We start from the raw sequence: 26,096 nt of genomic DNA, 5'->3' as shown, positions 1-26,096 counted from the left end.
AAAATGAAACGTCTCATTGCCGGGCTGCCGTTTATTGCGGCGGTCATATTCGGGGGGTTTTTTCTCTGGGGGCTCAATCCCGAGCGGGATCCCAACGAGATCCCTTCCGTCCTGATCTCGCAACCCGCCCCGGCGTTCGACCTCGATCCCGTGCCAGGGTTGGAGACACCCGGCCTGGCCCGAAGCGATCTTGTCGGCAACGAACGACCGGTCGTGGTCAATGTCTTTGCGTCCTGGTGCGTGCCCTGCCGCGCGGAGCATGCCGTGTTGACACGCTTTGTCGAACGCGAGGGAATGCGGTTGTTCGGCATCAACTACAAAGACAAACCAGAGGATGCCGTGAAGTGGCTCAAAGACCTCGGCAATCCCTACGAGCGGATCGGGTCCGACCTGTCGGGCCGCACCGGGATCGAATGGGGCCTGTCGGGCGTGCCGGAAACCTTCATCGTCGATGGCGATGGCACCGTTTTGTTTCGCTATGTCGGGCCGGTCGTGGGTCCGGACGCCGTCGAACGGTTCACGCAAGCCCTGAAGCAGGCAGGCGCACTGCCAAATGGAGCAGCATCATGAGACAGTTGATTTTCGCATTTTGCATCGGGCTCTTTCCCTTTGCCGCCAATGCGGTGGAACCGGACGAAATGCTGACCGACCCGGTATTGGAACAGCGTGCGCGGGGGATTTCCAAGGATCTGCGATGCGTCGTCTGTCAAAATCAGGACATCGACAGCTCGAACGCGGGTGTGGCGCGGGACTTGCGTCTGCTCGTACGCGAGCGCTTGGTCGCCGGAGACAGTGACACCGAGGTGATCGAATATATTCGGGCGCGGTACGGGGATTACGTGCTGCTCAAACCGCCTCTGGAGCCTGCGACCTACGCGCTTTGGTTTGCGCCGATCGCTTTCGTTCTGGTCGGGGTTTTCGTTGGTGGTGGGGTACTGATGAGTCGGCGAAAGCAAGAGCCATTTGAAGATTTGGGCTCAGAGGATGAGAACACCGTTTCCGAAATTCTCAGACAAAACGAAGCGGGGGATGCGCCATGATCTGGGGTATTTTCGGTTTTTTGACGCTGCTCGCGATCGGAATAGTCCTCTACCCGCTGCTGCTGTCCAAATCGAACACTCTCACCAGAGGAGATGCGGTACCGGCCATCCTCGCCGATCAGATGCAGGAAATCGAACGAGACATGGACCGCGGTTTGATTTCTGAACAAGAAGCTCAAGCAGCCAGACTCGAGATCAAGAAACGGATCCTCGCGACGACCCGCAATTCGGAAGAAAAAGCCGGATCGTCCCGTAGTGGTGGCAGAGTCACTCTCGTTGTCGCGTCGGTCCTCGCGCCGGTTATTGCCGCGGGCTACTATCTGACAATGGGATCGCCGGAGGTGCCTTCAATGGCCTTCGCTGCCCGTGCAGAGGAGCGCGCACAGACTGATGAAGTGACGGCGCTTGCAATACAACTTCGCGAAAGGCTTGTATCCGATCCGACCGGCGGCCCCAGCGAAGGGTGGATGCTGTTAGGCCAGACCTATCAGCGCATGGGCAGAGCAGCCGATGCCGTCGCAGCCTTCGAAGTGGTCGCCGAACGGGAGGATGCCACCTCCGCGACATTCTCCATGCTGGCAGAGGCCGTCGCGGTTGCCAATGACGGCGTTGTTATTCCACGGGCAAAATTGGCCATTGATCGCGCTTTGGACCTTGACCCATCCAATCCTGCGGCAACCTACTTCGAGTCTCTGTATTATCTCCAGAAAGAAGAGACGCGTAGGGCCTACGAGTTGCTGGTTTCCCGGCTGGATCAGGAAGAGGCTTACGTTCCATGGATGGAAACCTACGCTTTGCAGATCAACCGGATCGCCGCCGCCGCAGATCTTCCGATCGTCGATCTACCCAGCGCGCCGACATCCCCACCCGGCCCGAGTGCGGCAGATGTCGCGGCGGCATCGGAGATGAGTGGCGCGGATCGCGCGGAGTTCATCCGCTCGATGGTCTCGCGCCTGGCCGAGCGACTTGAGGATGAACCGGTGGATCTGGATGGTTGGATGCGGCTGGCAAACGCCTACGCCGTCCTTCAGGAAGAGGATCGCGCCATTGAGGCCTACCGTAAGGTTGAAGCGCTGTTGGAGCAGCAGCCCGCCAATGATCCTCGGCGTGCTGCGGTCCGTGACGCGCTCGAGCGGCTCGGCGGCTGACTGCTGGTCGGTGTCCCGCCCGGGCAGGTCACTCCTGTTCGGCAACCTTTGCGGAAACATCCCGACCGCTGGCTTGCGCCAAGGCGTCCATCACGTCCTCGGTCGTCAGCAATTCGGACAGCACAATGCCCTCCGGTGCCGACGGTCCATAGACGGCATTGAAGGGGATGCCATATCTACCGAAACTCTCAAGGTAACGGGAAATGCGCGCGTCCGGACGTGTCCAATCTGCCCGCATCGGCGTGACACCTGGCGTGTCCAGCGCACTGCGGACTGGCTCAGGGTCGATCACAAGTGCCTTGTTCGCTTTGCAAGTCAGGCACCAGTCAGCGGTCACATCGACAAAGACGACCTCTCCCTCTGACACACGTTTCGCTATGTCCGACCGGTCAAATGCGATCCAAGCCAATGCCGATTGCGACTCTGAACGGGCCGGCGCGGACTGCTGCAGGAGAGGACCTGCGGCAAGAGCCAGGACAAGGCTGGCTGTGGCAATAGACCACCTGAATTGGGACTGCACATTCGGGAGGGATAGTATCAGAACGGCGAGACCGGACAACGCCGCGACCGCGATGACGGAGGCCAGCCCGGCGACACCGTCGAGCGCCCAGAACAGCCACACGGCGGTAGCAAGCAGCAAGACCCCCATGACGCTTTTGATGATCAGCATCCACCGACCAGGCTTGGGCATGAACGCGACCAGACGCGGGAACGCGGCGATGACGAGATAGGGCAGCGCGAGGCCGAGGCCGAGGCTCGTAAAGACTATGAGGATGTCCAAGCCACGCCCGGCCAAAGCAAAGGCCACAGCGGTGCCGAGGAACGGTGCCGAGCAGGGCGTTGCCATGACGGCACCAAACATGCCAGTGAAAAAGTCGGCGGAATACCCGTTGCGTCCTCCGGCCCCTGCAAGCCGCGTCTGCATGCCGTGTGGAAGGGCGAACTCGAACGCTCCGAACAGATTTGCCGAAAAGACGAGCAGAACAGCGATCATCACCGCAAGAAACAGCGGGCTTTGAAACTGCAGACCCCACCCGACGCTGAGGCCTGCCGTCTGGAGCGCCCAGAGGACGAGCGCCAGACCCCACATGAACATCATGATGCCAGCGGCGGCTGCGACGAAGCCGAACCGGACACGGGTTGTGTCGTGATCGGTGTGTTTGAGCACGGACGACACCTTGATAGACAGCACCGGCAGTACACAGGGCATCACATTCAGAATCAATCCGCCCAGCAGCGCGATCGCGGCAATCCAGATCAGTTCCAACATGTCCGGTGTCGTGGCGGCCAGTTCAAAGGGCGGTGCGATGCCTTGCGCCACGCGATCCGCGATGATCGTGAAGGCCCGGTTCTCGCCGTCGGTGACGGTAATCGACGGCACCACCGTCACATCCGTATTCGACGAGAGGATCGGCAAGCGCGCCCACAGCAAACGATCCTCTTCTCCCAAACGGATATCGGGTTTGCCAAGCGCAACACCCATACCCAGTTCGGGAAACACATCCGGCGACTGGAGTGGTTCATCGACGCGCAGACTGACGATCAACTCCGTGAGGTCTTCGTCGATGAAGGCATTTGCCTCGCTGACGCCACCCGCCTCGGCTCCTTCGGGGACGCGCTCGGAAAACGTGCCAATCAGCCCAGCCGCAGTGCTGTCGATGCCGTTGCCGCGTCCGAGGCGAAGTGACAGGTCAAACTCTTCCGGGACACAGACATTGGAGCACACCAGCAGTTTGACCTGCGCGGAAAGAGTCACAGGTGCGCCGGGATCTTTGAGCGTTATGCGCAGCGGAAAGACGACTTCACCCGCATAACCAAAATTTTCGATGCCGAAGGCGGTGAAGCGTGTCGGGAAAGGCCACATGAATTCGACATCTGCGACGTTTTCGGAACCGGTCCATTCGACCGAAGGCGGTATTCCCACCTCTCCTGGCGACCGCCAATAGGTCTTCCAGTTTTCGTTCAGTTGAAGATGAAGCCCGGCCGACAGAGTCAGTGTGTTCTCGGGAACGCCTTCCTGTGCACTAATGAGATGCGCGGTGAGTGGCGCACTCTGGTATTCAGCAGAGGTTGCTGCCGCGACACTTCCAGAGACAAGGGCCAGGAGCACGAAGGGAATAAGCAAAACCCGTCGCAGGATCAAAAGGCAGTCGATCAAGATACCCGCTTCCTTCCCTTATTTTTACCGCAGATTTCGCCAAGACGGCGGAGGTTGCCTCAACGAATACCCACGGCAAAACCCTGACGACCGTCCGCGCAGTCAACTCGCGCGACGCCTGTCCCAGAAGTTGAAAGATACCGACACCCCTCCGGCAGAAGGTCTGACGCTTGTTTCGTGGAAACGATAGCGCTGCGATCTAAGCAGTCTGCAAGGTTTACCGCACATCCCCCAAGCAACAAACCCGCCAAAAGCAATGTGCTTACCCGTGCCTTCCTCCGCACATCACTGCCTGTTCCGCACGACGACTGGAATCGCGGAGGTCATCGGCTCGGGCGTTTCCTCGATAGAATCATTTGCCTTGTCGGAATGGCACGATTTCCCCATGAATTTGTGCATCGCAAGATGCGCCCCAACGCACAGCAGGAGCGGGGCGAAAGCCGCTGCATTGCCCCACACGCCCGCCAATGTGCCGCCGGCAAGAAAAAACCCCGCAAAGGGCAGCAGCATGACGACGCAACACGCCATCATACCGTAATGCATGAGCCTGTCCGTGATCGGCTTTTTTCTATGGTTCTGGTGGTCCATGTCGCCCTCTTTGTCTCGTTCCACGCGTCATTTGCGGCCCTCCAGCAGGGTAAGGTCAAGGATACAAATGGATACACTTCTCGCGGTCTTGTCAGGTTGCCTGATGCCGGGTCTCCCGTAAAAGACATGTACAAACCGAAGGCTAGGAGTGTGTCATGACGACTTCGCGAAACAACAAGATCAATCGACGAAGCCTATTGGGGTATGCGGCTGTCGCTTTGGTTGCACCAAGCGTGGTTCGAGCCGAAACCATTCGCCGCAACATTTCTTCTTTCCGAGTTCATGACTGGCAAGATCACTTCGACGCACTTGGAAAGGGGGTCATCATCTCAGACACCGTGACGATGGCGCTCCAGCATTGGACATCAGATGGCGAGATGCGGATCTACCCAACTTCCGTTCCTCTGACCGACGAACTCACAAAACGCGGTTATACCGAAGTCGTGGAAAAGCGCAAAAAACCCAGCTGGGCGCCGACGCCCTCCATGCGGGAACGCAATCCAGAATGGCCGGCACGTGTCGAGGGAGGCGATCCTGCCAACCCTCTGGGTACCCGCGCATTGTATCTGTCCTGGCAATACTACCGTATCCACGGAACACAGGACACGCGAAAGATCGGTCGTCGGTCGTCAAATGGCTGCATCGGTTTGTTCAACGAACAGGTTGAAGAGCTTTACGAGCGGGTGCCCGTCGGCACTCAAGTCAAACTCATCTGACCCAAGAGACAAGGCGGAAGATACAGGCATGGATAAATTGACCGCACTTATCGCAGCCGTAGTTATAGCTGGCGGGGGAGTTGCAACTTGGCAGTTCATTTCTGCGGAAGATACAGCGATGGGTCATTCCATGACGCCTCCTGACACAAGTAGGATAGAGGCAGGCGACCCAATCGTTCAGGTCCAACTGCCAGCAGAATTCTCGGAGCAAGCCACGATTGGGAAGACCATATTCGAGGCTAAGTGTTCCGAGTGCCATGGAGCAAACGCAGCGGGACAGAACGGGATTGCGCCACCTCTTGTGCACAAGATTTACGAGCCAAGCCACCATTCAGACATGGCCTTTGTTCTAGCCGCTCAAAATGGCGTGCGTGCGCATCACTGGAAATTCGGTAATATGCCCAAGATCGAGGGGCTGACCCAAGGAGAAGTCAAGATGGTTGCCGCCTATGTTCGCGAACTTCAGCGGGCCAACGGGATCGACTGATGCGTTGGACCCGGATCAGCAGATGGATCCTGTCGCTCGTTTTCGGCCTTTTCCTCGTGGTTCTGGGAATGCCTGAGGCACCAGTACATCATGGTGAAGTGTCCTTGGAGCAAGAATTCCACAATCATGAAGATGTAGGGTCACCCTCGAACGAGGCCTCTGGCCACTGTCATCCAGGACTCGATTGTTCTGTCACGGTAGCGGTGTTGCTCCAGACAAACGTGGTTTACGAGCCTCACTTTCTGAAGGCCGTCATGCAAGACGGCGCGACCCAACGAACCGAGTTGCGCCCCACCAGCGATCCTCCACCGCCGCGACGGTGGCTCTGATTTCACATCGCTCGAAAAGCAGACCCAAAGAAGGATCGAAGACATGAAAAAGACAACTATCGCAGCGGCAGTGTTGATTGCAGGTACTGCGGTCACGGCATTCGCGCATAGCGGTGCCACCGGCATCGTGAAAGAGCGCATGGACGCCATGCTTGCAATGGGGAAGGCGGTCAAGACCGTGGCCCCGATGATGCGGGGCGAAACGGCCTATGAAGCAGGGGCTGTGGGCGATGCAGCGCGCCTGTTCCAGCAGCACGCCGGTGAGAGCATGACAAAGCTGTTCCCAGAGGGCACAGGGGGCATGCCCTCGGAAGCCAAAGGCGAAGTGTGGACCGACTGGGACCGCTTCGCAGCATTGGCAAATCAGCTGGAAGAATACTCTGAGGGCCTGGAACGCGCAGCCGACAATGGATTGGGCGGCATGGGCGGCAATACCTCCATGGGTGGCACCTCGATGATGGGCGGTGGGTCCATGATGGGAAGCGATACAACCATGATGGGCGGGAGCACGATGATGGGCGGAGGCGGCATGATGGATGCTGCCGCCATTGCCGAAATGCCCGCCGACGCGGCTTTCACGATGACGACTCAGGTCTGTTCCGCGTGCCATGAACGCTTCCGGGCGGAAGAAGACTAACCATGCGCCGGTTTTTGACACTCGTCAGCGGGGTCGCCGTGCTGGGCACGGCCGGCCTCGGCGCGGTGATTGCATGGCCTGTCGGCAGTACAGTGTCTCCGATTGCAACAGAGGGCAATGTCGACCGGGGCGCGTATCTGGCGCGCGCCAGTGGGTGCATTGCATGTCATACCAATTTTGAAGCGGGCGGCGCACCACTTGCCGGAGGGGCGCCGCTCGAAACCCCGTTCGGAACGTTCTATCCGCCCAACCTGACGACAGACCCCGAACATGGCATGGGCGAATGGACGGCAGAACAGTTCGCAAAAGCCGTGCGGCAGGGCATCGGTCCCGATGGAACGCCGTACTATCCGTCTTTCCCGTATACCTTCTATGCGGATTTTTCCGACCAGGATATCGCTGACCTATGGGCAGCATTTCAAACCGTGCCGCCCGTGGACGAGCCTGCACCAGAAAACGATGTCAGCTTCCCATTCGACCAACGATGGGGGCTGAAGCTTTGGCGAGCGGCGTTCTTCTACGATCCGGATACAGAGCCGGTTGAAAGGCGAAGCGACGCATGGAATCGCGGACGGGAATTGGTGCGCGGTGCGGCACATTGCGGAGCCTGCCATACGCCGCGCAATCTTGCGGGAGGCCGCGATATCGGTGCTTCCTTTGCAGGCAACGCCCAGCTTCCCGGTGGCAGCAAGGCACCCGCGATACGGCCAAAAGACCTGGCCAAAAATGACTGGACGGTTTCAAACCTCGCTTATGCGCTCCAGACCGGCATCACCCCTTCGGGCGATGCTTTCGGCGGCAGCATGGCGGAAGTGGTTCGCGAGGGAACTCGGTTTCTGACACCTGCCGATCGCGAAGCGATTGCGCTTTTCCTGCTGAACAAGGACACGGTCGAGGCGGAGAACTCCGCTTCGAACTAACATCACGCGGGGGCGACACGCCCCCGCTTTCTCGAGGATCGAAATGAAACAAACACGTAGGGATTTCTTGCGCAATGCAACTCTGGCGGCCTGTGCGGCCGTCATCCCGCGGTCGGCCTATGCCGCAACCCCGTTCGAGGACGTGGTTGCCAAGGTTGCGCGTCGACAACTTCTTCCGGACACCTACCCGGAAACAGAGATCTGGGGCTATGATGGTCTTGTTCCGGCCCCGGAAATCCGGGTTGCACAAGGCGATCGGGTGCGTCGCAGGTTCCGCAACGAGGTACCCGATCCCAGTTCGGTTCACTGGCACGGAATCCGGATCGATAACGCGATGGATGGCGTTTCAGGACTGACCCAGAAAGCCGTGGCACCAGGTGAAACCTTTGACTACGACTTCGTCGTACCGGACGCGGGCACCTATTGGTATCACGCGCATAATCGCTCGTACGAACAAGTCGCGCGTGGTCTGCGCGGCGCCTTAATCGTCGAAGAGGCCGACAGGCCGGACATCGACCGCGAGGAAGTCATCGTTCTGGAGGACTGGTTGCTCGACCCTGAGAGCGGGCAGCTGTTCGACAATTTCGAACAGCCCATGATGATGAGCCACGGTGGACGCATCGGCAACTTTATCACGACCAATGGGCGCTATGACCTGACCTTGTCCGCGAAGCGCAACGAACGCATTCGCTTGCGGATCATCAACGCAGCAAGCGCGCGAATTTTCCCGCTGACGCTCTCGGGGTTGAGTGGCTGGACGGTGGCCGTCGATGGAATGCCAATCGGCCAACCCCAGCAGATTGACGGCGAGTTGATCCTCGGCCCGGCACAGCGCGTCGACTTAATTGTCGATGTGACCGAAGACGAAGGCGGCACCGCCCAGTTGCTTCGCATCGGCGATGATGATCAACTGACCCCGTTGGTGAGTTTTCTGGTCAACGGCACAGCCAGTTCAGTACCAAGAGGCAAGCCACTGCCGTTGCCGCCGAACCCCGCGGCACACGCCCCGGACCTTGCCGATGCGCGTGATTTGCGACTGGTCATGTCCGGCGGTGCAATGGGGCGGATGCAGTCCGCGTTGCTCGGCGGGGAACGTCTTGGATTCCGTCAGCTTGCCCAAGCGGGCAAATTCTGGGCCCTGAATGATGTCGCCGAAATGACCGACACGCCACTGGCCGATCTATCCCTGAACGAGCCGGTGCGCCTGAAGATCGAGAACCAGACCGTTTTCCCGCATGCGATGCACCTGCACGGGATGCATTTCCGCGAGCTGCGCCCCGACGGCGCATTCGGGCCGATGCGGGACACGATCCTGTTGGCCGGCAACGAGTCCCGGGAGATCGCCTTTACGGCAGACAATCCCGGCAAGTGGCTGTTCCATTGCCACATGCTCAGCCACGCCGCATCTGGCATGACAACCTGGATACGGGTCACATGAGGTATCTCGTTTGGTCCGTTCCGATCACTGTCGCAGCAGCCGCCTTCATGTATTGGCTCTCGACCAGTGCATCCTCGGATGTCGGCAGCGCGTCCAAGGCGGAGAGCTACGACATCGAAGAAGGCGCGTTGCTCTACGCAGAAAACTGCGCGTCTTGTCATGGCGCGGGTCTGGAAGGCCAGCCGGAATGGCGAACGCCCGGCGCGGATGGGCGCCTGCCAGCACCACCGCATGATGAGACGGGTCACACCTGGCATCATCCTGACAGCCTGCTCTTCGATTACACAAAACTGGGGGGTGCGGCGCTTCTGGCGCGTCAGGGCGTCGAATTCGACAGTGGCATGCCCGGTTTCGCAGACGTGCTGACCGACCAGCAAATTCACAACATCCTGGCCTTCATCCGGTCCACCTGGCCAGACCGCATCCGCGAAGTCCAGGCCGCGCGGACAGAAGCCGACGAACAACGGGGAGAGAACTAAAATGCGTTTCAGACAAGCCTTCACGACGGTCGCGATAGCTGCCTTGCTTCCGATACCGGCACTCGCCGACGAACTGTCAGAGTCCCGGGTCAAGGAACTTGTGCTCGAGGCAATCCGCGAGAAACCGGAGATTGTCATGGAGGCCGTGGCGATCCTCGAACAAAGGCAGGCGCAAGCGCAGGAGCTCAGTCAGGCCCAAGTTCTGAATGACCAGCGCGATCTGATCGAGAACGATCCGAATGCGCCGGTTCTCGGCAACGCGGAAGGGGACGTCACCGTTGTGGAATTTTTCGACTACAACTGTCCCTATTGTCGGCGGGTCAAACCCGAGGTGCGGGCTTTGATCGAAGAGGATCCAAACATTCGCCTCGTCTATCGTGAATGGCCCATTCTCGGAGACGGATCGGTGTTCGCCGCGAAAGCGGCCTTGGCAGCGCGCAAGCAGGACAAATACGAAGAGTTTCACTGGGCTATGATGGGGCTGGAAGGCCGCGCGGAAGAGGCGTCCGTGCTGCGCGTGGCCGAGGAGATCGGCCTGGATATCGCGCAGTTGCGCAAGGACATGGAGGCCCCCGAGGTCGAAGAGCACATTGCGACATCCATGCAACTGACCCAAGCTCTGGGCTTTAACGGCACGCCGTCTTTCGTGATCGGTGACGCGCTGGTGCCTGGCTTTGTCGAAAAGGCGCAGCTTGCCGACTTGGTCGAAGAAGCCCGCAAAGACGAAGACTGAAATTCTGTGCCCGGACCGCCCTTGGGTGGCCCGGGCACTGCATCAAGCGGCCGCAGGTTCCACGTCGTAGCCCTCATCCCGAATGATCGCTTGGACCTGATCGGCTGGTAACACGCTGTCGACACGCACTTGTCGGGCAGAAAGGTCACATTCTACGCCTGCATTCGGATCTGCGGTTTTCACTGCGCTTTCGATCGCTGCGGTGCAATGTCCACAGCTCATGTCCGGAACGCTGAACTTCATTGGAACCACTCCTTCATCTGATTTCCGTCGGTGACATGGGGTTTCCCCCCGCTGGAAGGTCAAGAGAAGAAATTTTACTGCTTCTCGGTTGACCTTCCGGTAACTGGAAGCCCCATATTCACCTTGAATGGAAAAACAGGTGACACATATGCCCGAACCCAAACAGATCAGCCTGCCGATCGAAGGCATGTCATGTGCGTCCTGCGTTGGCAGGGTCGACCGCGCATTGAATGCAATCGACGGCGTAGAGGATGTGTCGGTTAATCTTGCTTCCGAAACCGCACGTATGAGCGTGGACGCGCTCAAGCGCATTCCGGACATCATCGAAACCCTTCGCGAGCTGGGCTACCCCGCGCGGACGGCCAAGGCCGAACTCACGATTGCAGCGATGTCCTGTGCCTCTTGCGTCGGGCGGGTCGACAAGGCGCTTTCCGCGGTGCCTGGAGTGGTCGAGGTGAACGTCAACCTCGCCTCCGAGACGGCAACGGTGGTTTACGTCGAAGGTCTTGTCACGACATCCGATCTGGAAAATGCAAGCGGCGCGGCAGGGTATCCAGCAACCGTGGCAACGGCCCAAGCCGGTGACGACAGGGTTGCGCGCAAGGAGGAAGAGGCTCAGGCGCTTGCCAAACGGGTCACCTTTGCAGCCATCCTCGCCTTGCCGGTCTTTTTGATCGAGATGGGTGGCCACGTCATTCCGGCCGTTCATATGCTTATCGAGACCACGATTGGTCAGCAGACGAGTTGGCTTCTTCAATTCGTTCTCACGACAATCGTTCTCTTCGGCCCGGGCCGGACGTTTTACACCAAGGGTTTCCCGGCCCTATTCCGGGGCGCGCCCGACATGAACAGCCTCGTCGCGGTCGGCACCGGGGCGGCTTACTTCTATTCCGTAGTTGCGACATTCGTACCATCGGCCTTGCCTGACACGCTGCGCTCTGTCTACTTCGAGGCGGCAGCGGTCATCGTCGTCCTCATCTTGCTGGGGCGTTTTCTTGAAGCGCGCGCTAAGGGGAGAACGGGCGCGGCCATCCAGAAGCTGCTGGGGCTTCAGGCGCGGACCGCGCGAGTGATGCGCGATGGTGAAAGCATTGAGATCGAGATCGATGCGCTGGTTCAGGGTGACATCGTCATCGTGCGCCCCGGCGAACGCATCGCGGTCGATGGCGAGGTCATCGAGGGGACCAGCCGCGTCGACGAAAGCATGCTGACAGGCGAGCCGATTCCCGCTGAAAAGGGTGCCGGAGATCCGGTGACCGGCGGGACGGTCAACGGCGCCGGAAGTCTGCAATTCCGCGCCACGCGGGTCGGCGCCGACACGACCCTGGCGCAGATCATTCGCATGGTCGAAGAGGCCCAAGGCGCCAAGCTGCCGATCCAGGGATTGGTCAACCGGATCACGCTTTGGTTTGTGCCTGCCGTCATGGCAATCGCGGCGGCGACCGTGCTGGTCTGGCTGGTTTTCGGACCTGATCCGGCCCTGACAATGGCCCTTGTCGCCGGTGTGTCGGTGTTGATCATCGCGTGCCCCTGCGCGATGGGGCTTGCGACGCCGACCTCCATCATGGTCGGGACGGGACGTGCTGCGGAAATGGGTGTCCTGTTCCGTAAAGGTGACGCCTTGCAGCAACTTGATTCCGTTGATGTGGTCGCCCTCGACAAAACAGGCACGGTGACCGAGGGGCGACCTGCACTGACCGACCTGGTGCTGGCGGAAGGGTTTGATCGTCCAACGACGCTTTCGAAGATCGCCGCCGTGGAGTCGCTCTCCGAGCATCCTGTCGCGGACGCGATCGTGCGCGCAGCCCGGGCCGAGGGCGCACCTCTTGTGGGGGCCGAAGGCTTTCAATCGGTCACCGGTTACGGCGTGCGCGCCTTGGTCGAAGATGTGGAGGTATTGGTTGGGGCCGACCGATACATGGCGCGGCAAGGCGTTGACGTCTCGGCGTTGGCACAAGAGGAAACGAATATCGCAAGCAAGGGCCGGACGGCGCTTTACGCTGCCATAGATGGACGTGTCGCCGCCGTGATCGGCGTTGCCGACCCGGTCAAACCGGCAAGCCGCGCAGCCATCGCAGCGCTGCACGAAAAGGGTCTTGCGGTTGCGATGATCACAGGGGACAAACGCGAAACCGCCGAAGCCATCGCCCGCGAAACCGGCATTGATCACGTCGTCGCGGGCGTTCTGCCAGACGGCAAGGTCGCGGCGCTCGATACGTTGCGTGAGGGCGGCAAGCGCATCGCCTTTGTCGGCGACGGTATCAATGACGCCCCGGCGCTGGCGCATGCCGATGTGGGTATCGCCATTGGCACCGGCACCGATGTGGCCATCGAGTCCGCGGATGTCGTCCTGATGTCCGGCGATTTGCGCGGCGTGGTGAATGCCTTCGAGGTGTCCCGCCGGACCATGCGCAACATCCGGCAGAACCTGTTCTGGGCCTTTGCCTACAATGTCGCGCTGATTCCGGTCGCCGCCGGGGTGCTTTATCCCGCCTTTGGGCTGCTCCTGTCACCAATTCTCGCGGCGGGCGCGATGGCTTTGTCCTCGGTGTTCGTTCTGACCAATGCCCTGCGCCTGCGAGGCATCGCGCCGGCGATGGACGAGCAGCGCGCAATCCCGGCAGAGATGGCAGCCGCCACTCCTGCTCCAGCAGAATAACGGAGGTCCGACATGAACATCGGAGACGTTGCCCGACAATCGGGTGTGCCCCCAAAAACAATCCGCTACTACGAGGACATCGGGCTGATCCGCCCGAACCGTAGCGAGAACGGCTATCGCGCGTTCACCGAGAACCACGTTCACAAGCTGGCGTTTCTGGGTCGCGCACGGGCCTTGGGGTTCACCATCGAAGATTGCAGGACGCTTCTGGCTCTCTACGAGGATGAAAACCGCGAAAGCGTTCAGGTGAAGGCGGTGGCGGAAGAGCATCTTCGCCAGATCGAGGAAAAGATCGAGAAGCTGCAATCCATGAGAACGACGCTTACCGAACTTGTGGAGAAATGTGCCGGGGATCATCGTCCGGATTGTCCGATCCTCGCAGATCTCTCACCTATACGAATGTCCGAATGAACGGGGCCGGTTCGGCGCGATTCAGAACCAGATTGCGCGGACCGGCATCCAGATACCCATGAAGATCATCATCAGGTTTTCCGTCAGCGAAATGAACCCCAGCCGGACGGAACTGTCACCGCCGACGCAGGCGCATTTCAGCTCTCTCTTGTCGATATAAACAGCCTTGAAAACGCTGACAGCACCAACCGTGCCGATAAACAAGGCGACAGGCGCCGAGAGCCACAGCAGCGCGCCGGCAGTCATCAGGATACCTGCCAACGCTTCGCCGAACGGGTAGACCTTGCCGTATCGCACCCATTTGCGCGCCAGCAGGTCGTAATTGAGGAACATCGTCGAGAACCCTTCGACATCCTGCAATTTCTGGATCGCGAGAATGGTCATGGACAGCGAAATGAACCATTCGAACCCGCGCAAGGTGAGAACCGACCCGTACTGGTGCCACGACAGGCCCAGTGCCAACAGCGCGGCGACGGAAAAGATCGCAATGACCGGCTGGTAGGTCGTGTCGCTTTGCTCTTCCTCGGGTGGGTCGATGTCGAAGAACACCCTGAGATCATCGTAGCCGCCGATCCGTTCTCCGCCGATGAAGGTCTGCGGCGTCGTCTCGACACCGTGCTTCTCCATGAAAGCATCGGTGTCTTCACGGGTCTCAAGCGGATGGTCTTCCACCTCGAAGCCTTGCCGCTCCAGCAGGTCTTTCGATTTCAGACCGTAGGGGCAGACATGGCCCGGCATGACCATGCGATAAAGTTGCGCGGATTTGCTGTCTGTGTCGCGGGGCATGTCCTTTCCTCCTTATCCGCTGCACGTAAATTGACCACGGAACCCGGCTTCGTAGTCGGTTCCCGCGCTGACGATTAGATCGGTCAGGTCACCATCTGTCTCTGCGATGCGGGCCGACAGCGGGCCTTCAGAAAATGCATTTTCGCCCTGCGCATTCAGGCGCACCAGATCACCGCTGATCTTCATTGCGGCGGCAAACCCTTCGCCGGTTTCACCAGTCACCAGTACAGCCGGACTGTCCGAGGTGTAAGCAAAGCGGCAATTTCCGCCATTCGGGAACACCGCAGCGATTTCGTCTTCCGTCAGAAACTCGGGATCGACTTTCGACACGACCTCCGTTTGAAGCGCCTGTTGCGCATTCACGACCTGTGGCGGCGGTTCGGTCGGCGTGGCCGATGCCTCGCCGTTTGCTTCAATATCAGCAATTAGGTAGCGCATTTCGGCGATTTCCTTGTCCTGCGCATAGATGATGTCGTCTGCCAGCCCCCGGACGCGCGGGTCGGTGATCTCGGCACGAGTCGACGTCATGATGGCGATCGAATGGTGCGGGATCATGGCGCGCATGTAGGACCTGTCCTGCACCGTGAATTGCCCGCGTACCGGCCAGAGGCTTGCCGCAAAGACAAGAATGGCGCCTACGAAGATCGCGATGTTGACCTTGGTGTTCTGATACATGGACAACATGCACGCCAACATGATCACGGCCATGGTCGCCCCCATCAGGATGGCCATGTAAAGGCGTGTCTCCGAAAAGAAGATATGGCCCCAAAGATAGGTGTTCAGGTACATCAGAACGAACATGACCACGGTCGATGTTCCGATCATCATAAAGAATCGTGAGTAGTGCATTTCCAGTCACCTCCTTGCAGTTCTTTGTAAAAGAAGAACATTCCAGCGCTGGAGAGTTCCAAAAGCGCGAATTTTCGTGGTTTCAAGGCAACAAAGGCGCGTCGTTTGCCCCGGTTCACGGCTTCTTTTCTTTGCCCCTGGCGCGCACTGAATTTTCATGGGTCCGAGGAGATCGCGCCATGCAGAATTTCACGAGACGAGAATTGATTTGTGCCGGAGTGTTGGGTTGCTTCCTGCCGACAACTGCCTGGGCCCACAAAGTCAAATTGCCCGAACGGTTCGAACCGCAATTGATAAACACCCGTCGTGATGACTGGATGAACGGGGACATCCACGTCGTTCCTGACGATTTTTTCCTCTATTTCATGCTCGAGGACGGGATGGCGATCCGCTACGGGGTCGGAGTAGGGCGCAAAGGTTTGTACGAACCCGGAGAGTTCACCGTGGATCGCAAGGCCAAATGGCCATGGTGGCGACCGACGAACGCTATGATCCGGCGCGAGCCACATAAGTACGCGAAGTACAAGGATGGGCTGAAAGGCGGGCCAAACAACCCGCTTGGGGCCCGCGCGCTCTATCTCCATGATGATGACGGACGCGATACCTATCTTCGCATTCACGGAACGAACGCCCCGGAGACAATTGGGTCGGCCGTGTCGAATGGATGCGCGCGATTGACGAATGAGCATGTGAAGGATCTGTACGATCGCGTTGAAATCGGCGCTCGCGTCTTTCTGTATCCCAAAGTGACAACGGCGTGAGGGGTGCTCTGTCGCCTTGAAGTTCCTCCACCGGAAATGGCACAAGCACAGCAGTTGGCGAAAGCCAGTCCATCATTCATGAGGTGACGGAATTGTCTTTGAGCCGGAGGTCTTTCCTTGGCGGGATGACCGTTGCACTGGCTGGCACTCACTTGCCAGCAGCGACACCCGAGTTGATCCTCGCACCCCAATCGATAAAGGCGCGCCTTGCTGGGTACGACGTGTCGATGTTGGGCTTCAACGGTGGTCTGCCGGGCCCTGAAATCAGAATGCGACAAGGACAAACCGCCCGCATTACCCTCGACAACCGATTGGAGGAGGGCGCTCTTGTTCACTGGCATGGGTTGCGGGTTCCAAATCGGATGGATGGTGTCAACGTTCTCACTCAGGATGTGGTCATTCCGGGCGACTCATATCGTTATCAATTCGGCGTCCCGGATGCCGGCACGTATTGGTATCACTCCCATTACCTGTCTTACGATCAGGTCAGTCGCGGCCTTTTCGGCGCCTTCATCGTCGAGGAGCAAAATGCGCCGGCTGTCGACCATGATATTGTTGTTCAATTCTTCGATCTCCTGCTGGATATGTCTGGACAGTACGACGAAGCATTCAACGCGGCCCATTTTACGACCGAGGGCCGTATCGGCAATATTGCCACGGCGCTTGTTTCCAATGGAACCAGCAAGAATGTGAGACAAGGCGACCGCCTGCGTTTGCGCCTGATAAATCCCTCTATCGACAGGGTTTACCGTGTCGGGCTGGACGGTCTGGCAGGCAAGATCGTTGCACTGGATGGTATGCCCCTGGCGCATCCACGGACGCTCGAACCGATCCTTCTCGCTCCGGGGCAAAGATGCGATGTGATCGGTGATGCGACCGGGCCGATCCGATTCGACGACAGCTTTGGAGAGCGGACGTTGAGCCTCGGCGAAATCGCTGTTTCCGGTTCTCGTGAGCCTGCGAAAGTGCCCATCACCGCGTTGCCCGCCAACCGAATGCCCGCCCCGCAAGACCCCGGCCAAACCGCGGAGCTGGTGCTCCAGGGAGGTGCGGGAAGCGCGTCCCATAACGGCACCGGAACATGGGCGCTCAATGACGTATCTGGACTGCCTCGAACCCCTTTCCTATCCGTCGCGCAGGGGACGACCGTGCGCATTTCAATCCGCAACGAAACCGGGTTTCCACACGTCATGCATCTGCATGGCCACCATTTCTGGGAACTCGATGCGGCGGGGGAAGCCGGTCCATACCGGGACTCGACCTTCCTGGATATCGGCGAGACGCGGGAAATTCTCGTCGTCCTGGACAATCCGGGATCGTGGATGCTGCATTGCCACATGTTGAGCCACCAAGCCGACGGTATGGCAACGTGGATCAGAGTCGGCTGAGGGTCGAGACGGATACATACCGTTACAAATCTCTGAATGATAACAGGCCTTTTGCCGTCTACGTAACCTGACAAGCGAGAAACAGGTCCATCGATTGCCAACGGGAGCGTTCATTGACCCTGACACCAAAATCTCTCGGCATGACTGCGGCGGCAGGATCAGCCGCCTTGCTGTTAGGGGCCTTCGTTTTCCAGGCTCTTGGGTACGCGCCGTGCGCAATGTGCATCTGGCAACGCTACCCACACGCAATCGCCATTGGAATGGGCGCTCTGTTGCTCTTTGCTCTGCCGATTTTGCCAATCCTGATAATCGGTGCCCTGTCGGCACTCAGCACATCCGCGTTGGGAATGTTTCATACCGGGGTCGAGCGCGGCTGGTGGGAGGGACCGACTTCTTGCACGGGATCCGGCCTCGATGTTTCGCAAATGTCGGTATCGGAATTACTGCCCTCTGCCAGTTCAAATGCGTCCACTCTTGTTCTGTGCAATGAGGTTGTCTGGGAATTTCTGACGTTGTCCATGGCGAGTTGGAACGCGATCCTAAGCGGTGTCCTTGCTTGCCTCTGGTTGGTCGCGATCGGAAGACATCAAAAGGTTCGGTGGCATGGGGTCGCGGACGTTTCTTGAATCGTCCCGCATTCATCGAAAACAAACAAAGGGCTTCGCTTCATGGTTACAAGACGACACTTCCTTGCACTTTCCGGCTCGCTGTTTTCAGCGTCTCTGAGTTCGCCAGCATTCGCTAAGACCTGGCCGTCAACAGCCGAAAAAGCAGCTTGGGATGCGCAGATCACGCCCGCCAACTATGACCCGGCAACAACCAACCCATGGGGGCTGCATCCCAGGCTGCTGCCGCAACGCGTTTTGGCGAATGACGGTTTGCGCCCGGGTGACATTCACGTCGATGCGATCGCGCGCTATCTGTACCATATCGAGGAAGGTGGCACCGCGATGCGATACGGGGTGGCGATTGCCAAGGGCGATCTCTATGAACCCGGCACCTATACGATCCGCCGAAAGGTCGAATGGCCGCACTGGACGCCAACGCAGTCAATGATCGAACGCGATCCGGAGGCTTACGAGCGGTTTGCCGACGGTATGGAGCCCGGCCCCAACAATGCCTTGGGCAGCAGGGCTTTGTATCTATTCGTCGGAGATCGGGATACGTACCTTCGAATTCACGGAACGCCGAGCCCTCGCAGCATTGGCGGCCGGGCCAGTTCGGGATGCGTGCGCATGGTGATGGCCCACATCAATGATCTCTATCCGAATGTCGCTGTCGGATCGACGGCGTTCCTTTACTCGGCCGAAGACAGCGTTACCGCTCGAAGCTAACCTATTGCATCTTTGGCTCACACGCCGAGGACAGCGTCGTGCAGGGACATCTTCCAATGAATTGTTGGACGAACACTCACGGCTGTGTCGCAAGTGAACTTTCGAACTGTGCGATCGCTACGGATTTGTCGTCCTCATCGTTCTCGAACAGCTTTGTGGTTCGCACGCCCGGCAACTTGCCAAAATCCGCCATCAGGCGCTTTGGAAAAAATGTGCGTCCGATGGATTCAAATCCTGGTAATTGTCTGAGTACCGCGGAGGTACTGGCACTACAAAAACCGGAAGCGGCTGGGCCGCTGGCAATTGCAAGGCGCAAAGCCTGCTCCGCGACTTCGGGAGACACATCGATCTCTTGTATGACGACATGGTAGGTCTCGCGAGCATGAGCCCGCGCATAAAAATCGGCCACTTGTGGAGTAATGCCATAAAGCACATCTCCCCGTTCCGGTACAGCGCTCAGCCGGACCGTTCCTGCCGGATCGAAGATAACACGCTGCGACCCATTAATCATGACGCTGCTATGCGCACCCGCCCCGGACCTGTTGTTGATCATGGTGTACAACGTCAGCGCGGCCGGTCCATCGTGACGGTAGGATGCGCTACTGATGACTTCGGCTGAAGCATCCGGGCGCATGTCGTTTCCTGCACCGCACCCCGCCAAAATTACCAAGGTTAGAACTGAGAAAATGCGGTTCAAAAAGAGCACCCTGCAGCCTCCTGCCATGGGTTGAATGATTGAATTTTCGGGATATTCAGGGCCTCTAGCAATCTCGACATCAACTCTTCCGGATTTCACCTCTACCGAAACATGGGTTCGGTTTCGGTTGGTATACGGATCCTCGACACCTTTTTTTCTGGATATCGCATGTTTCAGATGAAGAGGAGCGTTCGCCCCGAATTGATTTGTCGCAATTTGTAACAGACCCCGCCTTTGTGACCTCGCGATACAAAACACCGGCTCGCGTGGCATTCCGCATCTGCAGGTGCCCCCCATATGCTGGGTATCGCAACACTGACACGAGGTGATCGAAATGAAACGCAACACTTTACTCGCTGCAATGACCCTGGCTGCAACCGCCCTTGGCGGTGCCGCATTCGCGGACGCCAACCACGGGCGTGGGGGACAATTTGGCGCCCAGAGCGGACCAGGCATGATGCAGAACGGTGGTCCCGGTATGATGGGGAACATGGGCGGAATGATGGACATGATGAAGCGCATGCACGGAAACATGATGGGCGCAGGCATGATGGGCGCAGGCATGGGCAGTGGTATGATGAGCCCAGGCATGGCTGGCGGCATGATGCAAATGTTCGACACTGATGGAGACGGCACAACGACGCCGGAAGAAATGCGCACGCAGCTGCAGGCCAAGCTTTCCGAGTTTGACAGCGACGGGGATGGAAGCCTCTCGATTACCGAGTTTGAAGCTCTCCACAGCGCGATGATCCGCGAAATGATGGTGGATCGCTTCCAACACCTCGATGCCGATGGCGACGGCGCGGTGACGCCGGAAGAGATGGCCGCTCCTGCCGATAGGATGGAGCGGATGCAGATGATGCGGTCGAATATGGCAGATGCGCCTGCGCGGCCTGGCAACGGTCAGGGCATGGGCAACGGCTCCATGATGCAGGACAACTGAGCCAATGGGTGCCGGTTTTTTTCCGGCACCCGTCCTCACAACCCCAAAACCATTCGCGGTCGGGACATTGAACCGAACCGCGACCTGAACCGTTTAGCCTCGGTATGCCAACAAATAGAGACACGGAAAGGAAAATTCCCATGGCCTATACCTATGATCGCGTCCTGAAAGACACCAAAATCGATGACGCAGAGATGCGTGTTCGGGATGCTTTGGCAGACAAGGGCTTCGGCGTTCTGACTGAGATTGACGTCAAAGCGACGATGAAAAAGAAACTTGATGCGGACATGCCGCCTTACCGCATCTTGGGGGCCTGTAATCCGGGCATGGCGCACAAAGCCATCGAGATCGAGCCTCGCATCGGTGCGATGCTTCCCTGCAATGTTATCCTGCGGCAACTGGACGGCGACACCGAGGTCAGCGCGGTCGATCCTGTCGCTTCGATGCAGGCGGTGCAGAACCAAGACCTGGACGCGGTCGCCGGCGAAGTCCGCGATCTCCTTCGGGACGCCCTCGACACCGCGTGATGGCGGGATGGGCGTTGGATGCCCTGTCGCAGATCGAGCGCCTTTAGCGGTGCTCGATCAATGCCATCTAATCCCCACGTAAATTCTTGATGAGGAACTCACCCAGTGCTGCCAGCGGGATTGCCATTTCCGGATATTGGAACCGACCTCTTCTCCTTCGACATCGGGGGGGTCACATTCGCACTCCGCTGGTACGCGCTAGCCTATATCTTCGGTATCCTGATTGGCTGGCGCATTTGTTCGAGTGCCATAAGCCGTCCCGCGCTCTGGACGTCAGCTGGACCGCCGCTTGACCGAACGCAGATCGAAGATCTTCTGACGTGGATCATCATCGGCGTGATTGCTGGTGGTCGCCTGGGCTTTGTACTGTTCTACCAGCCCGCATATTATCTCGCCAATCCCTTGGAAATTCTGATGGTCTGGCAAGGCGGCATGTCTTTCCACGGGGGGTTCGCGGGAGTTGTCATCGCGGCCTTGCTGTTCTGCCTTAGACAGAACGCGTCATTGCTCAGCACTGGCGACTTGCTGGCTTTGGCAACACCACCAGGCTTGTTTCTTGGAAGGCTGGCGAACTTCACCAACAATGAGTTGTGGGGGCGTCCAACGGACGTTCCCTGGGCGGTGATCTTTCCCGGCGAAGTCGCGCAGGCCTGCCCAGGGGTTAGCGGCCTCTGCGCCCGACACCCGTCCCAGCTGTACGAGGCGGTATTGGAGGGGCTCATTCTTGGAATACTGCTCATTTATCTCGCTTGGGGCCGGGGCTGGCTGAAAATGCCCGGTGCCTTGGCTGGCGTGTTTCTGACCGGCTATGGTCTTGCCCGAAATTTCGTCGAGATGTTCCGGCAACCGGACCAGCAGTTCGTGACGGAAGATAACCCAATTGGCCATGCGCTCCACTTTGGTGAGTGGGGTTTGACCATGGGCCAGTTGCTCTCCATGCCAATGGTGCTGGTCGGGCTGGCGTTGATCGTGTTCGCCCGGCGGGAACGGGGCCGGACAGCGCCACCCCGCAGAGCCGCAATGTAATCGCCGTACTGATCTCTCTTGACCCTCCTGTGGATGGAAGCCCCAAGCAAGAGAAGCATTCTCGGAAAGGACCGCAAAATGAGCACCCCCGACAGTTCTGAAACCACAGCAGCTTCCTCGGTATTCGTTTGCCCCATGCACCCTGAGGTGCGGCAGTTTGAGCCCGGCAAATGTCCGAAATGCGGGATGCACCTCGTGCCGGAATCGGAGCTCGAGGTCCATTCAGCACATGATCATCACGAACACCACGCGGGTGCCACGCCGGCCGATGGCCGATATGATCTGGTTCCTACAGGACATGATGGTCCCATTTTCACCTGCCCGATGCACCCTCAGGTGCGGCAGCCTGATCCGGGCGCGTGTCCGATCTGTGGTATGGGATTGGAACTGGAATCCGGTGTGCCGGGCGATGAAGGTCCAAATCCCGAACTGGTGGATTTCACACGGCGGTTCTGGGTCGGCACAGTCCTGACGATCCCGCTCCTTGTCCTCACGATGGGGCCATTCGTCGGTTTCCCCGCAGTCCGGACTTTTTTTGGCGAAAGCACCACACAATGGATCGAATTGATCCTGGCAACGCCAGTGGTCTTGTGGTGCGGCTGGCCGTTTCTGGAACGCGGATGGATTTCGTTCCGCACATTGAACCTCAACATGTTCTCCCTGATCGGCATGGGCGTTCTTGCCGCCTGGCTCTTCAGCGTCGTTGCCGTTCTCGCACCGGACATATTCCCTGATGGGTTCCGAGACTCCGAAGGCCATGTCGGCGTCTATTTCGAGGCGGCGGCGGTGATCGTGACGCTGGTGCTGCTCGGCCAGGTGATGGAACTACGCGCCCGCGAGGGGACCGGCAAGGCGATCCGCGCGCTTCTCGACATGGCGGCAAAGACCGCGCGGGTCATCCGGGACGACGGATCCGAGGAGGAAATCCCGCTGGAGGACGTGCAAGTCGGGGACCGGCTGCGCGTGCGGCCCGGTGACAAGGTGCCGGTCGATGGCGTGGTTCTGGACGGCCGGTCCTCGGTCGACGAAAGCATGATCTCCGGTGAACCCGTGCCGGTCGAGAAGACCGAGGGCGACCCGCTGACCGGCGCGACGATCAATGGCACCGGCAGTCTGGTGATGGAGGCGACGCGTGTCGGGTCCGACACGATGCTGGCTCAAATTGTCGAGATGGTGTCGAACGCGCAGCGCTCGCGCGCCCCGATCCAGAAATACGCCGACAAGGTGGCGGGATATTTCGTTCCGGCCGTCATCGGTATCGCGGTCCTGTCCTTCATCGCCTGGGCGATCTGGGGGCCCGCGCCTGCGCTTTCCTACGCATTGATTTCGGCGGTGGCGGTTCTGATCATCGCCTGTCCTTGTGCGCTTGGCCTGGCGACACCGATGTCGATCATGACAGCGACAGGACGGGGCGCTCAGGCAGGGGTGCTGATCAAGAACGCCGAGGCGCTGGAGCGGTTCGAGAAAGTCGATACCCTGATCGTCGACAAGACCGGCACGTTGACCGAAGGCAAGCCGCGGCTTGTCGACGTACTCCCGCAACCCGGCCACGACGAAGCCGAGGTCTTGCGTCTCGCCGCATCGCTTGAGCGCGGATCGGAGCACCCCTTGGCCGAAGCGATCGTCAGGGGTGCGGAGGAGCGAGATGTCAAAATGGACGAGGCACGGGACTTCGAGGCGGTCACTGGCAAGGGCGTCAAGGGGGTCGTTGACGGCAAAGCGGTCGCGCTCGGCAATTTGGCGATGATCCGCGAATTGGGGCTCGAGGCGGGCGCGTTGACCGCCAAGGCCAATGCCCGCCGCGACGAAGGCGAGACGGTCATGTTCGTTGTGCTGGATGGCGAGATCGCCGGTCTAGTTGCTGTCGCCGACCCAGTGAAGGAGACCACGCCAGAAGCCATCGAGGATCTGCATGAACTGGGGTTCCGCGTCATCATGGCGACCGGCGACAACGAACGCACGGCCAAGGCCATCGGCACGCGGCTCGGAATCGATGAGATCCGGGCCGACGTGCTGCCGGAGGACAAGGCGCGGATCATCCTTGAGTTGCAAGAGGCGGGCCACAAGGTCGCCATGGCCGGGGATGGCGTCAACGACGCCCCCGCGCTCGCGCAGGCCGATGTCGGCATCGCCATGGGCACCGGCGCCGATGTGGCCATCGAAAGCGCGGGCGTCACGCTGGTCAAGGGCAACCTTGATGGTATCGTGCGTGCGCGGCGGCTCGCCCGGGCCACGATGCGCAACATCCGCCAGAACCTGTTCTTCGCGCTGATCTACAACGCCTCCGGCGTGCCGGTCGCGGCGGGAGTTCTGTTTCCCTTCTTTGGCATCCTCATCAGTCCGATGTTTGCTGCCTTCGCCATGAGCGCGTCGTCAATCTCGGTGGTGCTCAATTCGCTGCGCCTTCGCGGCGTTCGTATCTAGAAGCGCGCAACAGCGTTCGGACGAACCAAAATTAAAAGGGGGCCATTTATGCAGAGCGAAAAAGAAACGTACCGCGAAAATTCCATCAGTCTGGGCGGAGCCGTTGCGATGGGGACAGGCGTGATGATCGGCGCTGGAATCTTTGCGTTGACGGGGCAAATCGCGCAGCTCGCCGGCCCGCTTTTCCCGCTTGCATTCATCGCCGGCGCGGTCGTCACAAGCTTCAGCGCCTACAGCTTCATCAGGATGTCGAACAAATGGCCGTCCTCGGGTGGCATCGCCATGATCCTGCAGAAATGCTATGGCCCCGGAGCCATCGCGGGCGGGGCCGCACTGCTGATGGCGCTCAGCATGGTGATCGCGGAAAGCCTCGTCGCCCGGACCTTCGCCACCTATGTCTTGCGCCCTTTCGATATCGAAGGTGGCCCATTGGTCCCCGCTCTGGCCGTGGCCGTAATCGTTTTCGCCTTTCTGGTGAACATGGCCGGAAACCGCTCGGTCGGGCTGTTTTCATTGATTATGGCAGCAATCAAGATCGGTGGCATAGCTCTGTTCGGCATCGCTGCTTTGTGGTCTAGTGGTTTTGCGTTCGCTGCGGCTTCCGAGACGCCTCAATCCTATGGCATCACGGGTTTCATAGCATCCACGGCGCTGGCTATCCTCGCCTTCAAAGGGTTCACGACGATCACCAACAGCGGGGCCGAGATCACCGAACCAAACCGCAACGTTGGCCGAGCGATCATGTTCTCGATCGGGATCTGCGTCGTCGCCTACCTGTTGGTCGCCTTCGGGGTTGGTTCGAGTCTGACGATCGAGGAGATCATCTCAGCGCGTGACTATTCTCTTGCACAAGCGGCGCAGCCCGCCCTTGGACAAACCGGCTTCATATTGACGGTGATCCTGGCCGCTGTCGCAACCGCATCGGGCGTTCTGGCCAGCGTCTTCGCGGTGTCGCGTATGCTGGCGATGCTGACCGACATGGAAATGATCCCGCACAGCCATTTCGGTATGTCCGGCCCTATCCAACGCCACACGCTGGTCTATACCGTTGTCATCGCCGCGACGTTGGCCGTGCTTTTCGATCTTGGCCGGATCGCATCCCTCGGTGCTTTCTTCTACCTTGTCATGGACATGATCATACATTGGGGCGTGTTCCACTATCGTCGAGCAGACGTCGGCGCCTCAGGTATCGTGCTTTTGACTGCCCTGGCGCTCGATGTAGTTGTACTGGCAGCTTTCACCGTGATGAAGCTTCAAAGCGACCCGATGATCGTTCTGTATGCGGCTGTCGGAATGATCGCTGTCTTCGCTTTCGAGCGCGTTTACTTGTCGCGATGGTTGGCACCTCAGGCCGCGCATTCCCACGGTGAATAGC

At 59.2% G+C, this 26,096-nt stretch carries 27 protein-coding genes; 21 read left to right on the top strand and 6 right to left on the bottom strand.

Going from position 1 to position 26,096, the window contains the following annotated elements; all coding sequences use genetic code 11:
- Window positions 1-3 precede the first annotated feature (3 nt).
- The 3 genes from JZI28_RS22360 to ccmI are packed head-to-tail and all read left to right on the top strand — an operon-like array spanning window position 4 to window position 2,188.
- Complete coding sequence (locus JZI28_RS22360; protein ID WP_009808006.1) at window positions 4-570, top strand: DsbE family thiol:disulfide interchange protein; 567 nt, start codon at window positions 4-6, stop codon at window positions 568-570.
- Complete coding sequence (locus JZI28_RS22355; RefSeq protein WP_009808007.1) at window positions 567-1,040, top strand: cytochrome c-type biogenesis protein; 474 nt, start codon at window positions 567-569, stop codon at window positions 1,038-1,040. Before JZI28_RS22360 ends, JZI28_RS22355 begins: the two co-directional genes overlap by 4 nt.
- Window positions 1,037-2,188, top strand: a complete 1,152-nt coding sequence (gene ccmI, locus JZI28_RS22350; RefSeq protein WP_009808008.1) for a c-type cytochrome biogenesis protein CcmI — start codon at window positions 1,037-1,039, stop codon at window positions 2,186-2,188. The genes JZI28_RS22355 and ccmI overlap by 4 nt, the downstream gene beginning before the upstream one ends.
- A 28-nt stretch (window positions 2,189-2,216) precedes the next feature.
- On the opposite strand, the gene JZI28_RS22345 is transcribed toward ccmI, so the two are convergent.
- A complete protein-coding gene (locus tag JZI28_RS22345; protein WP_009808009.1) occupies window positions 2,217-4,346 on the bottom strand; it encodes a protein-disulfide reductase DsbD in 2,130 nt (709 codons plus the stop codon).
- Between the two features lie 285 nt (window positions 4,347-4,631).
- The gene (locus tag JZI28_RS22340; protein ID WP_009808010.1) at window positions 4,632-4,934 is read right to left on the bottom strand and encodes a DUF2933 domain-containing protein; all 303 of its coding nucleotides are present in this window, start codon (window positions 4,932-4,934) and stop codon (window positions 4,632-4,634) included.
- Between the two features lie 155 nt (window positions 4,935-5,089).
- Here JZI28_RS22340 and JZI28_RS22335 point away from each other — a divergent pair, with 155 nt between their 5' ends.
- The 7 genes from JZI28_RS22335 (at window position 5,090) to JZI28_RS22305 (ending at window position 10,673) form a co-directional block, all read left to right on the top strand.
- A complete protein-coding gene (locus tag JZI28_RS22335; RefSeq protein WP_009808011.1) occupies window positions 5,090-5,650 on the top strand; it encodes a L,D-transpeptidase in 561 nt (186 codons plus the stop codon).
- Window positions 5,651-5,678: 28 nt separating this feature from the next.
- Entirely contained in the window at window positions 5,679-6,137 is a 459-nt protein-coding gene (locus JZI28_RS22330) for a cytochrome c (protein WP_009808012.1), read from the top strand.
- Window positions 6,138-6,509: 372 nt separating this feature from the next.
- Window positions 6,510-7,103 carry a cytochrome c gene (locus JZI28_RS22325; protein WP_009808013.1) on the top strand — a complete coding sequence of 198 codons (594 nt, stop codon included), beginning with the start codon at window positions 6,510-6,512 and terminating at the stop codon, window positions 7,101-7,103.
- A gap of 2 nt (window positions 7,104-7,105) precedes the next feature.
- Entirely contained in the window at window positions 7,106-8,023 is a 918-nt protein-coding gene (locus JZI28_RS22320) for a cytochrome c (RefSeq protein ID WP_009808014.1), read from the top strand.
- A 43-nt stretch (window positions 8,024-8,066) separates the two neighbouring features.
- Window positions 8,067-9,461, top strand: coding sequence for a multicopper oxidase family protein (locus JZI28_RS22315; protein WP_009808015.1), 1,395 nt, complete (start codon window positions 8,067-8,069; stop codon window positions 9,459-9,461).
- A complete protein-coding gene (locus JZI28_RS22310) occupies window positions 9,458-9,940 on the top strand; it encodes a cytochrome c (RefSeq protein ID WP_027238580.1) in 483 nt (160 codons plus the stop codon). Before JZI28_RS22315 ends, JZI28_RS22310 begins: the two co-directional genes overlap by 4 nt.
- A 1-nt stretch (window position 9,941) precedes the next feature.
- Window positions 9,942-10,673: a DsbA family protein gene (locus JZI28_RS22305; RefSeq protein ID WP_009808017.1), complete on the top strand. Its 732-nt coding sequence runs from the start codon at window positions 9,942-9,944 to the stop codon at window positions 10,671-10,673.
- Window positions 10,674-10,715: 42 nt separating this feature from the next.
- Here JZI28_RS22305 and JZI28_RS22300 read toward each other — a convergent pair whose 3' ends face one another.
- Window positions 10,716-10,916, bottom strand: a complete 201-nt coding sequence (locus tag JZI28_RS22300) for a heavy-metal-associated domain-containing protein (protein WP_009808018.1) — start codon at window positions 10,914-10,916, stop codon at window positions 10,716-10,718.
- Between the two features lie 148 nt (window positions 10,917-11,064).
- Here JZI28_RS22300 and JZI28_RS22295 point away from each other — a divergent pair, with 148 nt between their 5' ends.
- Window positions 11,065-13,575 carry a heavy metal translocating P-type ATPase gene (locus JZI28_RS22295; protein ID WP_027238581.1) on the top strand — a complete coding sequence of 837 codons (2,511 nt, stop codon included), beginning with the start codon at window positions 11,065-11,067 and terminating at the stop codon, window positions 13,573-13,575.
- 12 nt (window positions 13,576-13,587) lie between these two features.
- Complete coding sequence (cueR, locus tag JZI28_RS22290; protein ID WP_009808020.1) at window positions 13,588-13,986, top strand: Cu(I)-responsive transcriptional regulator; 399 nt, start codon at window positions 13,588-13,590, stop codon at window positions 13,984-13,986.
- 21 nt (window positions 13,987-14,007) lie between these two features.
- On the opposite strand, the gene JZI28_RS22285 is transcribed toward cueR, so the two are convergent.
- Together JZI28_RS22285 and JZI28_RS22280 are read right to left on the bottom strand one after the other, a co-directional pair.
- Window positions 14,008-14,772 carry a MauE/DoxX family redox-associated membrane protein gene (locus tag JZI28_RS22285; protein ID WP_009808021.1) on the bottom strand — a complete coding sequence of 255 codons (765 nt, stop codon included), beginning with the start codon at window positions 14,770-14,772 and terminating at the stop codon, window positions 14,008-14,010.
- Between the two features lie 12 nt (window positions 14,773-14,784).
- Window positions 14,785-15,621, bottom strand: a complete 837-nt coding sequence (locus tag JZI28_RS22280; protein ID WP_027238582.1) for a DUF305 domain-containing protein — start codon at window positions 15,619-15,621, stop codon at window positions 14,785-14,787.
- Between the two features lie 179 nt (window positions 15,622-15,800).
- Here JZI28_RS22280 and JZI28_RS22275 point away from each other — a divergent pair, with 179 nt between their 5' ends.
- The 4 genes from JZI28_RS22275 (at window position 15,801) to JZI28_RS22260 (ending at window position 19,104) form a co-directional block, all read left to right on the top strand.
- Window positions 15,801-16,382 (top strand): L,D-transpeptidase, encoded by a 582-nt coding sequence (locus JZI28_RS22275; RefSeq protein WP_375700306.1) that lies wholly within the window; start codon window positions 15,801-15,803, stop codon window positions 16,380-16,382.
- A 125-nt stretch (window positions 16,383-16,507) separates the two neighbouring features.
- Window positions 16,508-17,770 carry a multicopper oxidase family protein gene (locus tag JZI28_RS22270; protein ID WP_027238583.1) on the top strand — a complete coding sequence of 421 codons (1,263 nt, stop codon included), beginning with the start codon at window positions 16,508-16,510 and terminating at the stop codon, window positions 17,768-17,770.
- A gap of 140 nt (window positions 17,771-17,910) precedes the next feature.
- On the top strand, window positions 17,911-18,396 hold the full coding sequence (locus JZI28_RS22265) for a disulfide bond formation protein B (RefSeq protein WP_036783951.1): 486 nt from the start codon (window positions 17,911-17,913) through the stop codon (window positions 18,394-18,396).
- 42 nt (window positions 18,397-18,438) lie between these two features.
- Window positions 18,439-19,104 (top strand): L,D-transpeptidase, encoded by a 666-nt coding sequence (locus JZI28_RS22260; RefSeq protein WP_012187180.1) that lies wholly within the window; start codon window positions 18,439-18,441, stop codon window positions 19,102-19,104.
- A gap of 76 nt (window positions 19,105-19,180) precedes the next feature.
- On the opposite strand, the gene JZI28_RS22255 is transcribed toward JZI28_RS22260, so the two are convergent.
- Entirely contained in the window at window positions 19,181-19,738 is a 558-nt protein-coding gene (locus JZI28_RS22255; protein WP_012187179.1) for a hypothetical protein, read from the bottom strand.
- A gap of 397 nt (window positions 19,739-20,135) precedes the next feature.
- Between JZI28_RS22255 and JZI28_RS22250 the strand changes: the two genes are divergently transcribed.
- The 5 genes from JZI28_RS22250 to JZI28_RS22230 all read left to right on the top strand — a co-directional run bounded on the left by JZI28_RS22250 (window position 20,136) and on the right by JZI28_RS22230 (window position 26,095).
- Window positions 20,136-20,744 carry an EF-hand domain-containing protein gene (locus tag JZI28_RS22250; protein ID WP_012187178.1) on the top strand — a complete coding sequence of 203 codons (609 nt, stop codon included), beginning with the start codon at window positions 20,136-20,138 and terminating at the stop codon, window positions 20,742-20,744.
- Between the two features lie 140 nt (window positions 20,745-20,884).
- On the top strand, window positions 20,885-21,271 hold the full coding sequence (locus JZI28_RS22245) for a DUF302 domain-containing protein (RefSeq protein ID WP_007803435.1): 387 nt from the start codon (window positions 20,885-20,887) through the stop codon (window positions 21,269-21,271).
- A gap of 105 nt (window positions 21,272-21,376) precedes the next feature.
- Window positions 21,377-22,297 carry a prolipoprotein diacylglyceryl transferase gene (gene lgt / locus JZI28_RS22240; protein WP_027238585.1) on the top strand — a complete coding sequence of 307 codons (921 nt, stop codon included), beginning with the start codon at window positions 21,377-21,379 and terminating at the stop codon, window positions 22,295-22,297.
- Window positions 22,298-22,375: 78 nt separating this feature from the next.
- Window positions 22,376-24,721, top strand: coding sequence for a copper-translocating P-type ATPase (locus JZI28_RS22235; protein WP_027238586.1), 2,346 nt, complete (start codon window positions 22,376-22,378; stop codon window positions 24,719-24,721).
- Window positions 24,722-24,769: 48 nt separating this feature from the next.
- A complete protein-coding gene (locus JZI28_RS22230; RefSeq protein ID WP_027238587.1) occupies window positions 24,770-26,095 on the top strand; it encodes an APC family permease in 1,326 nt (441 codons plus the stop codon).
- The last annotated feature ends 1 nt before the right edge of the window (window position 26,096 follow it).

Source organism: Pseudophaeobacter sp. TrK17 (assembly GCF_042192375.1).
Lineage (GTDB): Bacteria > Pseudomonadota > Alphaproteobacteria > Rhodobacterales > Rhodobacteraceae > Pseudophaeobacter.
This window is presented reverse-complemented; position numbering and strand designations above follow the sequence as displayed.

Excerpts from the sequence above, each read along its gene's own strand:
- JZI28_RS22360 (WP_009808006.1), top strand. The coding sequence starts at position 4 with ATGAAACGTCTCATTGCCGGGCTGCCGTTTATTGCGGCGGTCATATTC.
- JZI28_RS22355 (WP_009808007.1), top strand. The coding sequence starts at position 567 with ATGAGACAGTTGATTTTCGCATTTTGCATCGGGCTCTTTCCCTTTGCC.
- ccmI (WP_009808008.1), top strand. The coding sequence starts at position 1,037 with ATGATCTGGGGTATTTTCGGTTTTTTGACGCTGCTCGCGATCGGAATA.
- JZI28_RS22340 (WP_009808010.1), bottom strand. The coding sequence starts at position 4,934 with ATGGACCACCAGAACCATAGAAAAAAGCCGATCACGGACAGGCTCATG.
- JZI28_RS22335 (WP_009808011.1), top strand. The coding sequence starts at position 5,090 with ATGACGACTTCGCGAAACAACAAGATCAATCGACGAAGCCTATTGGGG.
- JZI28_RS22330 (WP_009808012.1), top strand. The coding sequence starts at position 5,679 with ATGGATAAATTGACCGCACTTATCGCAGCCGTAGTTATAGCTGGCGGG.
- JZI28_RS22325 (WP_009808013.1), top strand. The coding sequence starts at position 6,510 with ATGAAAAAGACAACTATCGCAGCGGCAGTGTTGATTGCAGGTACTGCG.
- JZI28_RS22320 (WP_009808014.1), top strand. The coding sequence starts at position 7,106 with ATGCGCCGGTTTTTGACACTCGTCAGCGGGGTCGCCGTGCTGGGCACG.
- JZI28_RS22315 (WP_009808015.1), top strand. The coding sequence starts at position 8,067 with ATGAAACAAACACGTAGGGATTTCTTGCGCAATGCAACTCTGGCGGCC.
- JZI28_RS22310 (WP_027238580.1), top strand. The coding sequence starts at position 9,458 with ATGAGGTATCTCGTTTGGTCCGTTCCGATCACTGTCGCAGCAGCCGCC.
- JZI28_RS22305 (WP_009808017.1), top strand. The coding sequence starts at position 9,942 with ATGCGTTTCAGACAAGCCTTCACGACGGTCGCGATAGCTGCCTTGCTT.
- JZI28_RS22300 (WP_009808018.1), bottom strand. The coding sequence starts at position 10,916 with ATGAAGTTCAGCGTTCCGGACATGAGCTGTGGACATTGCACCGCAGCG.
- JZI28_RS22295 (WP_027238581.1), top strand. The coding sequence starts at position 11,065 with ATGCCCGAACCCAAACAGATCAGCCTGCCGATCGAAGGCATGTCATGT.
- cueR (WP_009808020.1), top strand. The coding sequence starts at position 13,588 with ATGAACATCGGAGACGTTGCCCGACAATCGGGTGTGCCCCCAAAAACA.
- JZI28_RS22285 (WP_009808021.1), bottom strand. The coding sequence starts at position 14,772 with ATGCCCCGCGACACAGACAGCAAATCCGCGCAACTTTATCGCATGGTC.
- JZI28_RS22280 (WP_027238582.1), bottom strand. The coding sequence starts at position 15,621 with ATGCACTACTCACGATTCTTTATGATGATCGGAACATCGACCGTGGTC.
- JZI28_RS22275 (WP_375700306.1), top strand. The coding sequence starts at position 15,801 with ATGCAGAATTTCACGAGACGAGAATTGATTTGTGCCGGAGTGTTGGGT.
- JZI28_RS22270 (WP_027238583.1), top strand. The coding sequence starts at position 16,508 with ATGACCGTTGCACTGGCTGGCACTCACTTGCCAGCAGCGACACCCGAG.
- JZI28_RS22265 (WP_036783951.1), top strand. The coding sequence starts at position 17,911 with ATGACTGCGGCGGCAGGATCAGCCGCCTTGCTGTTAGGGGCCTTCGTT.
- JZI28_RS22260 (WP_012187180.1), top strand. The coding sequence starts at position 18,439 with ATGGTTACAAGACGACACTTCCTTGCACTTTCCGGCTCGCTGTTTTCA.
- JZI28_RS22255 (WP_012187179.1), bottom strand. The coding sequence starts at position 19,738 with ATGCGCCCGGATGCTTCAGCCGAAGTCATCAGTAGCGCATCCTACCGT.
- JZI28_RS22250 (WP_012187178.1), top strand. The coding sequence starts at position 20,136 with ATGAAACGCAACACTTTACTCGCTGCAATGACCCTGGCTGCAACCGCC.
- JZI28_RS22245 (WP_007803435.1), top strand. The coding sequence starts at position 20,885 with ATGGCCTATACCTATGATCGCGTCCTGAAAGACACCAAAATCGATGAC.
- JZI28_RS22235 (WP_027238586.1), top strand. The coding sequence starts at position 22,376 with ATGAGCACCCCCGACAGTTCTGAAACCACAGCAGCTTCCTCGGTATTC.
- JZI28_RS22230 (WP_027238587.1), top strand. The coding sequence starts at position 24,770 with ATGCAGAGCGAAAAAGAAACGTACCGCGAAAATTCCATCAGTCTGGGC.